This window comes from Ohtaekwangia sp. (genome assembly GCF_036786105.1).
Classification (GTDB): Bacteria; Bacteroidota; Bacteroidia; order Cytophagales; family Cyclobacteriaceae; genus Ohtaekwangia.
The window spans coordinates 1-7,708 of sequence record NZ_DAIQRQ010000111.1 but is presented as its reverse complement, the minus strand read 5'-3'; the positions used below and the strand labels follow the sequence as shown (position 1 = coordinate 7,708).

Here is a 7,708-nt window from a genome sequence, read left to right as displayed (position 1 = left end):
ATAACTGTCAGCGGATAACTTATTGAGCAGGATTTATCTTCAATACCATTCCCGGGCTCTCCGTTGCTATATATAGATAACCATCCGGGCTCTGTGCGATCATGCGTACACGGCCAATCTTTTCCAGTATCCGTTCGTGTTTTATATATTTACCGTTCTCTACTTCTACACGTGCTATGTGCGTTTGTGCGAGTGCTCCCACCAGGAAATTATTTTTCCAGCCTGGATATTTATCGCTGGTAACTTGCGCCATGCCACAGGTAGCGATTGATGGCACCCAATACCAAACGGGTTGTTCCATACCTTCCTTCGCAGTTATAGCAGTAATCGGGGTGCCATCGTAATTAATACCATAAGTAATCACAGGCCATCCATAGTTCTTGCCCTTCTCTACTTTATTCAATTCATCACCGCCTTTAGGGCCGTGTTCAACATTCCATAGCTCACCGGTAGTTTTGTTATATACAAGTCCCTGCGGATTGCGATGGCCGTAGCTCCATATTTCAGGTTTAGCACCGGCTGTAGCAACAAACGGGTTGTCGTTCGGCACAGAGCCATCTTCATTGAGGCGAAGTACCTTTCCTAAATGATTGCCGAGGTTTTGCGCATTCTCTTTTGTGCCCCGCTCACCACAGGAAAAGAATATATGCCCGTTACCATCAAATACAATGCGCGATCCGAAGTGAACTTCAGAATCAACGTAAGGCTGTGCCGTAAATAGCTCCTGCACATCGGTAAGAGCATTGCCATTCAGTTTAGCCCGAACAATGGTAGTGCCTCCTCCACCTTCACCGGGTTTGGCATAACTAAAGTATATCCAGCCATTGGTAGCATAATCAGGATGCGCAATAATATCCAGCAGGCCGCCTTGCCCATGGGCATATACAGCCGGAACATTCTCTATCTTCTCTGCGAGGAGCTTTCCGTCCTGTATAATGCGTATCTCGCCTTTACGTTCAGTTACGAGTATTCTTCCATCGGGGAGAAAAGCAATTCCCCAAGGGTTTTCCAGCTCATTTGTTAATGTGTCGATACGGAATTTTAATTTTTCGGATTCTGTCACCACGCTTGATGTAGCCGTTTTCTCCGATCCATTCTTTTCAGAACAACTGAAAATGGCCGTAGCCAATAACAGGTATAGTATACCGTTTTTAAAATGCATAGAATAAAGATTTAATGAGGGGTAAATTGTACTGGCGAAGATACAGATCGCACCTTCAAAATCATGCAGTTTATGACGAAACGGAAATATTACCGGCTAGTCGGATGATTTCGCATGATTTAATTCACGCACAACATCGGCTATGCTGCGATCATTGATCTTTACGTCTTCAATGGCTGCTTCGCCATGCCTGACGCGCACAACGGCATAGGCTACCTGCGCAGAGTCGATCTGGGCTTCGCGGTATACCTGCTCAGCACCGGCAGCTTTTGATTCTTCCAGGTAAAAGCGTTCGAAAGGATATTCGATCCAAAGTGTATACCGATCGTAGTCTGTAACCCGATTGACTTTAGCTTTTACGAAATCGGTGCCTTCCGGTTCGAACATGGACACTTTCGTTATATAGGCAAAACCTGCCGAATCCGACAGCCACACATATACTTCCTGATCGCGTTTCCATTCTTTAGAGTTAGTAACACCAATATGATTTTGTTCGAAGCTCAGCGTAATATACTTTCCCCGGAAGGGATCGGCAGGATCGATGGGAGCTGTTCTGAATTTATATACCTTACCTTGGCTTAATATAGCTTCCTGCCCCGTAATCATCTGCCCCGGTATAAACCATTGGGCCAGGCACATTGCAACAAAGGCTGGTATCAATATCTTTTTCATAATCCATTATTGTATTGTATGATCACTTCCTGCTTTCCGTTTCCGCACCATCCAGAAGTTGGCTACAAAGAATCCAACACCAACCGCTACAAACAGTAAGCCGCGCACCACAAAGCTCATATCCAGATCAAAGAAGCGGCAAACGATCAACGCTGTTAAAATGAGCAATCCATAGTTCATTACACCGAGGCGGTTTTGCTGTGCACCATCGCGAATGGTAAAGACGCCAAATGCAAACAGCATAATATTATCCAGCACCTGCGGAACAAACGTGTTGCGCATACTGATGAGATATAGTATAAATATCGTAAGGAAGGTGTAGCTCTTGGCATTCAATACCGCCAGCGAATGTTTCCTGCCCAACACAGCCAATAGACCAGCCGCCAACAAAAACGATACCCAGTACGGGTAGGCATGCAACAAGTCTGCATCGTGCTGCCAGTCTCTGCGCAATGTTTCGTCCCAATACCAATCGAAACTTAAACTTAATAACAATGAAATTATACCGAGGCTTCCAACAATCAGGAACCCGTTGTTGGCCAGCCTGCGCTGCGCAATCTTCCCGAATTGGCCTATGAGCACAAAAACACTGAACACGTTGATATATACCAGTATAATAACCTCTTCCAGCCAATTGCCAAACATGCCAAGCACAATGGTAACAGAAAGTGCTATGAGCCATGAATGAAATGAAAAGAAATTGCTGTTACTCCGATCGCGGTATAGCAAATAGTAATGCGGCATTACAAGTGCGAGCAACCCCCAATACCACCAGGCGGTTTCATAAGGATAATGAAAATAACTGAGCTCGCATCCATACCACGTAATGCCAATGATGTATAGCAGCGAAGCTATAGACGACTGCACTACATAGATGATGGGAAATGCGAGCAACATCCATGTAAAAAGAAAACCTGCCAGCGTTCCATCTATATTGTATACCTGGCTCACAATAGAGATGGCCGCAGCTATAGCCAAAAACAAAAAGGTAGCCGCACTCTCGCGCCAGGCAACGCTATCTTGTTTCTTAAACAACGTATAACCGCAGAGCGCCTGGCCGGCAAGCAGGGGTAACAATGCAAAGAAAAGTTTAACAGGCTTTCCAAAGTCATCCCAGTTGTGTGCAATGATGAGAATGATACCAAGCCCCACGAGCAGTGCACCTAAAATTCCGAAGACAACCATGAGGCGGTTGGGCGTTTGCTCTTGTTTCTGTTCATAATATACCCGGATGCGTTGCGCAGTTTCTTCAGAGATAACATGGGCATGCACCAGTTCGGGCAGGTCTTTCAGGATAGGTTTACTCATGGCAATCGTGGATATCCATATAAAACACAACCCGCGTTTCCGCGGGTTGCGTGTTTACGAAGATACAAAAAGTAGTGATTACATCGCAAAGGTGTAAGCCGCCACGCTGTTTCCAAAAAATGTGGGAACATACAGTGTTTTGGATGCAGCATCGTAGTATATATCTGCTGTATTCAGCTTCTGATCTTTTGTATCGAGCAGCTTGGTAGCTTTGCCTGCCGCATCCAGTAAATATATTTCACCATACCATGATGATATCAGGAAAGCATCTTTACCAACAGGCACAATACCATCGCCACCCTGACCGGATGTACCAATCTGTGTAAGCTTCTTGCTGCCGTCAAGCTTATAAAATTTACCTGTGGGGAAGTCTACAAAATACAGATGACCTTTCTCAATCAGCAGACCATTCGTGCCTTTGATCTCGGGGTTCTCGTAATATACTTCACTTTTATTGTTAGCATATTTATAGATTTTACCCGAGCGGGAATCTGATACATATACATTTCCCTTATCATCGGTAGTAACATCGTTCAGAAACTGTGCATCAGGTATCTCATGGAATGATACCTTACCACTGGGAATATCAATGATGGCAATACGATCCAGGTCTGCTACATACAATGTATTCTTCACAACGCCCATCCCCTTGGGAGCGTTGAGTCCGGATACCCATTGCAAGGTGATAACCTTTCCATCCGGTGCCACCTTCGATATAAATCCTTGTCCGTCTTTTGCATCAGACTTGCCATCGATGTTGGCTACATACAACACTTTGTTTTTGCTGTCAACAAATACAGATTCCGGTACGCGGAACAACGTATCCGTTTTCCACTTTAACGTTAATGTCTGGGCAGAAACTGCGGACGCGATCAGCGAAGCCGCCAGCATAAAAATGATTCTTGGGTTGATTTGTTTTTTCATATAGATATATAGTTAACGTAATGCTAATCCAATCGCCACGAGATTTGCCACTACATATAATACCACTACAATGCGCGACCCTTCACGGTTCACCCGCATGGCCAAATCCAATTTATTATTATCATGACACTTGAGTGAGATAGCCGACACTACGAGCGTCATAAAAATGGCAAAGAACGTAAAGGCGTGCAACGTATCCACCAGGGTAAACAAAGAGGATTCTGGCAACACAGAATCAATAATATACTTATTACCCACGGCTGCAAACAAACCACCGACCGGCAGCCCGAACCGTGGCTCAAGCTCTGACGGATGCGGTGTAAAGCTTACAATAGCAATGAGAAACGCGATATACATACCAATGAATATCTTCATAAACAATCCCCAGGCGTTGCGTTCTATATTCATCTCGACGTTGAAGGTGGAGAATACCTGGTATGGATTGGAGGCATCACCAAAACCGGTTTCATAATCGTTCTCTCTGCTTTCCACATGAAAGTCATGGATCGTCCATCCATCAATAGCTTCCTTCTCGTCAAAGCGACTGCCCTTCAAATCGGGTACAAATATCAGACTTCGTTTGTCGAACACCGTGTTTTCTATTTGTACCCTTAAATGCTGGCGATCGAACGGAAAATCCTGCACATCCCAGCTCTCCTTCATCACACATTTCATTTTCATGATAGCCCATGCTTTTCCATCCACACTATCCACGATGATCTCCGGTGGTTCAATTTCTTTGGCATTGGGTATATCCAGTTGTTTGGAGAAATCGAAGCGGGCATTGTCGTATACAAACCACAGCCAGAAGCGAATTGTATATTCCTTGTCGTGAAAATTGATATCGTGAACACTGATCACATACGCACCAACCTTTACCGTATCGGGCACGTGACGAACACTATCATCCTGGCCACGCACCGCTATAGCCATTAGCGTAAAACAAAATACAAACAGGTACCTGAGCATGAGCATTAGGATTATGGCACCAAAAGTAAAATTTTTAGTGTTTCCAAAGAAGTTGTGAAAGGCTCGGAACTTTCGATTTGCCGTGCTAATTTGTGCGCAAATTAAATCTGCTATGTATACCGGACTATTACATACCCACTCATCCCTTCGCTACCTGGTGCTGTTGTTATTGCTTGTGGTGATCTTTAAATCATTAACAGGCTTCACCGGCAAGAAACCTTTTGAAAAAACAGACGACAAGCTTAGCCTGTTCCTGCTCATCTTTACTCACCTTCAATTGGTAGTAGGGCTAATACTATATTTTGTAAGTCCGTTCGTACAATTCAATGGGCAAACCATGGCTGATAAAGTAACACGCTATTGGACAGTGGAGCACGTCTTCGGAATGCTGATTGCAGTGGTATTAATCACAGTTGCACGTTCTACTTCGAAACGCATGACCGACCCGGTTGCCAAACATAAACGGTTGTTTATTTTCAACACCATTGCTTTGATCATTATCCTGGCGATGGTCATACTCATCCCAATGCGCAATGCTTGGGCCGTATAACCACCTGCACAGTCAATGTAAGTAATCGCTGGCAAAGCGATCAAGTCTTATAGTCACGATCGACAAACCGGGCTTTTGCCCGGTTTTTTTGTTTATATGATTTTCTGTTATTGTTTTAACTTTACTCTGTTAATTGAACCTGCATGAAAACCCCTTTATCACTATTTTTTAGTCTGGTCACTTTTTGCGCTGTCAGTCAGCCTGCGTTGCAATCCATGCAACGATACGAGCTCGTGAAGATGGACAAGAACGTAAACACGTTCCACCACGAAGCCGCCCCCGTAATTTCACCCGATGGTACAACGCTGTACTTCTTTGTTCAGGACCACCCCGAGAACACGCTGGGTAAAGATGACACCCAGGATATATGGATGTCGAAGAAAGATGCCAACGGTGTGTGGAGCAAAGCAGAGCACCTGCGCAGCCCGTTCAACGTGCATCGCTCCAACCAGGTGTTCACCGTATTTCCCGATGGAAGCCTGTTCATTAAAGGCGGTCGCTCAAAAGGTGAGAAAGGATTCTCCATCGTTACCAATGGTTCCATCCGCGAGCTCGATGTAAAAGATTTCAAGTCGATGAACAAAGGCCGCTTCTATGGTGCCAGCATGTCGGCCGATATGAAACACATGATCATCTACTTCAGCGAAAAAGAAAACAGTCCTGACAGCGATTTATATGGCAGTGAACTGCAAGCCAACGGCTCATGGTCAAGGCCGGTAAAACTCAAACTCAGCACTACTACCGATGACGTTGGCCCTTTCATTGGGCCCGATCAAAAGACACTATATTTTGCCAGCGCCCGTCAGTCGCCCGGCCGCCAGGGTGGTGTAGATATATACAAGACTACACGCCTGGACGATACGTGGATGAACTGGTCAGAGCCGGTTAACCTGGGAAAGCCGATTAATACCAGCGCACTGGATTATTACTTTACGATCGATAACGCTGGCAACATCTTTACCAGCCGTGCCAACAAAGCGATGGATGGTGCTCAACTCGATCTGTATGAACTGGTACCGAAAACATTCAAAGTACAATTGACTGGTGCTGTGCTCAGCGAAAAAACACAAGAACCTCTGCAGGCAAATGTAGATATCAAGATCAAGGATAAAGATCCACTCAGGTTACGCTCCAATGCTACCGGTAAGTTTGACACCAAAGTGCCAGAGATGAATGAATTCTCAGTAGCAGCCAGCACAGAGGGATTTCTCCCGAAAGAACAATCCTTTAAACTGCCGGTGCTTACCAAAGATACCACAGTATATATCGAAATATTGCTGAAGCCGGTAGCCAAGAAGTTGCTGGTATCCGGCAATGTATACGACAAGAAAACAGACAAGCTGATCCCGGCAAAACTCGACATCAGTCTGCGTAACGACCGTAAGACAACCTTTAAGGTAGAAGCCAGTCGCGGAAGTTACGAGAAAGAAGTTCCGAAGCTGGGTTGGTACATGATCTCCGCTTCTGCTGAAGGATACCTCAATGCAACGGATAGTGTTCAACTTGAAAGCGAAGAACTCTCTCCTGCGGTACGCGACCTATACTTATTACCAATCGAGATTGGTGTAACCGTGCGATTGAAGAATATATACTTCGACTTCGATAAGACTACTTTAAAGAAAGAATCATTCACCGAGCTCAACAAGGTAGTAGACTTTCTGAAACAAAACAGTACGGTAGAGATCGAGATTGCAGGCCACACCGATAACAAAGGCTCTGATGATTACAATGCCAATCTCTCGCAAGGCCGTTCACAAGCGGTAGTTGACTATCTCATCAGTCAGGGTATAGAAAGCTTCCGCCTCACTGCACACGGCTACGGAGAAAGCAAACCCATTGACACGAACGACACTGATGCCGGCCGTGCGAACAACCGCAGGGTGGAGTTTACAGTGGTGAAGAAATAGTTGCTGGCTGCGAGCCATTAGCTGCTAGAAGTGTGAGTGGGTCAGGGAGTGTTTGTATCGATAGTTTGAACAATACGTAACAATGAATGAAGTGCCAGATAGAAACATCTGGCACTTTATATTTACTGATGTTCCTGACTGCATTTTCTTTCCCTTATAACGGATAACTATTAACCGATAACATTTCCACGTCCAGCGGCTCGTAGCCAGTAGCTA

Annotated in this window: 7 protein-coding genes; 2 read left to right on the top strand and 5 right to left on the bottom strand. The window is 45.1% G+C overall.

Annotation, left to right across the window (positions count from 1 at the left end; all coding sequences use genetic code 11):
- Positions 1 to 19: 19 nt before the first annotated feature.
- The 5 genes from V7Q33_RS22915 to V7Q33_RS22895 all read right to left on the bottom strand — a co-directional run bounded on the left by V7Q33_RS22915 (position 20) and on the right by V7Q33_RS22895 (position 5,035).
- Positions 20 to 1,162 (bottom strand): PQQ-dependent sugar dehydrogenase, encoded by a 1,143-nt coding sequence (locus V7Q33_RS22915; RefSeq protein WP_333821432.1) that lies wholly within the window; start codon positions 1,160 to 1,162, stop codon positions 20 to 22.
- A 96-nt stretch (positions 1,163 to 1,258) separates the two neighbouring features.
- Positions 1,259 to 1,834 (bottom strand): GDYXXLXY domain-containing protein, encoded by a 576-nt coding sequence (locus tag V7Q33_RS22910; RefSeq protein ID WP_331974827.1) that lies wholly within the window; start codon positions 1,832 to 1,834, stop codon positions 1,259 to 1,261.
- 6 nt (positions 1,835 to 1,840) lie between these two features.
- Positions 1,841 to 3,142 (bottom strand): DUF2157 domain-containing protein, encoded by a 1,302-nt coding sequence (locus V7Q33_RS22905; RefSeq protein ID WP_333821431.1) that lies wholly within the window; start codon positions 3,140 to 3,142, stop codon positions 1,841 to 1,843.
- A gap of 78 nt (positions 3,143 to 3,220) precedes the next feature.
- A complete protein-coding gene (locus V7Q33_RS22900; RefSeq protein WP_333821430.1) occupies positions 3,221 to 4,066 on the bottom strand; it encodes an SMP-30/gluconolactonase/LRE family protein in 846 nt (281 codons plus the stop codon).
- 12 nt (positions 4,067 to 4,078) lie between these two features.
- Positions 4,079 to 5,035 (bottom strand): hypothetical protein, encoded by a 957-nt coding sequence (locus V7Q33_RS22895; RefSeq protein ID WP_333821429.1) that lies wholly within the window; start codon positions 5,033 to 5,035, stop codon positions 4,079 to 4,081.
- A 112-nt stretch (positions 5,036 to 5,147) separates the two neighbouring features.
- Between V7Q33_RS22895 and V7Q33_RS22890 the strand changes: the two genes are divergently transcribed.
- Together V7Q33_RS22890 and V7Q33_RS22885 are read left to right on the top strand one after the other, a co-directional pair.
- On the top strand, positions 5,148 to 5,585 hold the full coding sequence (locus V7Q33_RS22890) for a cytochrome B (RefSeq protein ID WP_331984034.1): 438 nt from the start codon (positions 5,148 to 5,150) through the stop codon (positions 5,583 to 5,585).
- A 143-nt stretch (positions 5,586 to 5,728) separates the two neighbouring features.
- A complete protein-coding gene (locus tag V7Q33_RS22885) occupies positions 5,729 to 7,492 on the top strand; it encodes an OmpA family protein (RefSeq protein WP_333821428.1) in 1,764 nt (587 codons plus the stop codon).
- Positions 7,493 to 7,708: the final 216 nt, after the last annotated feature.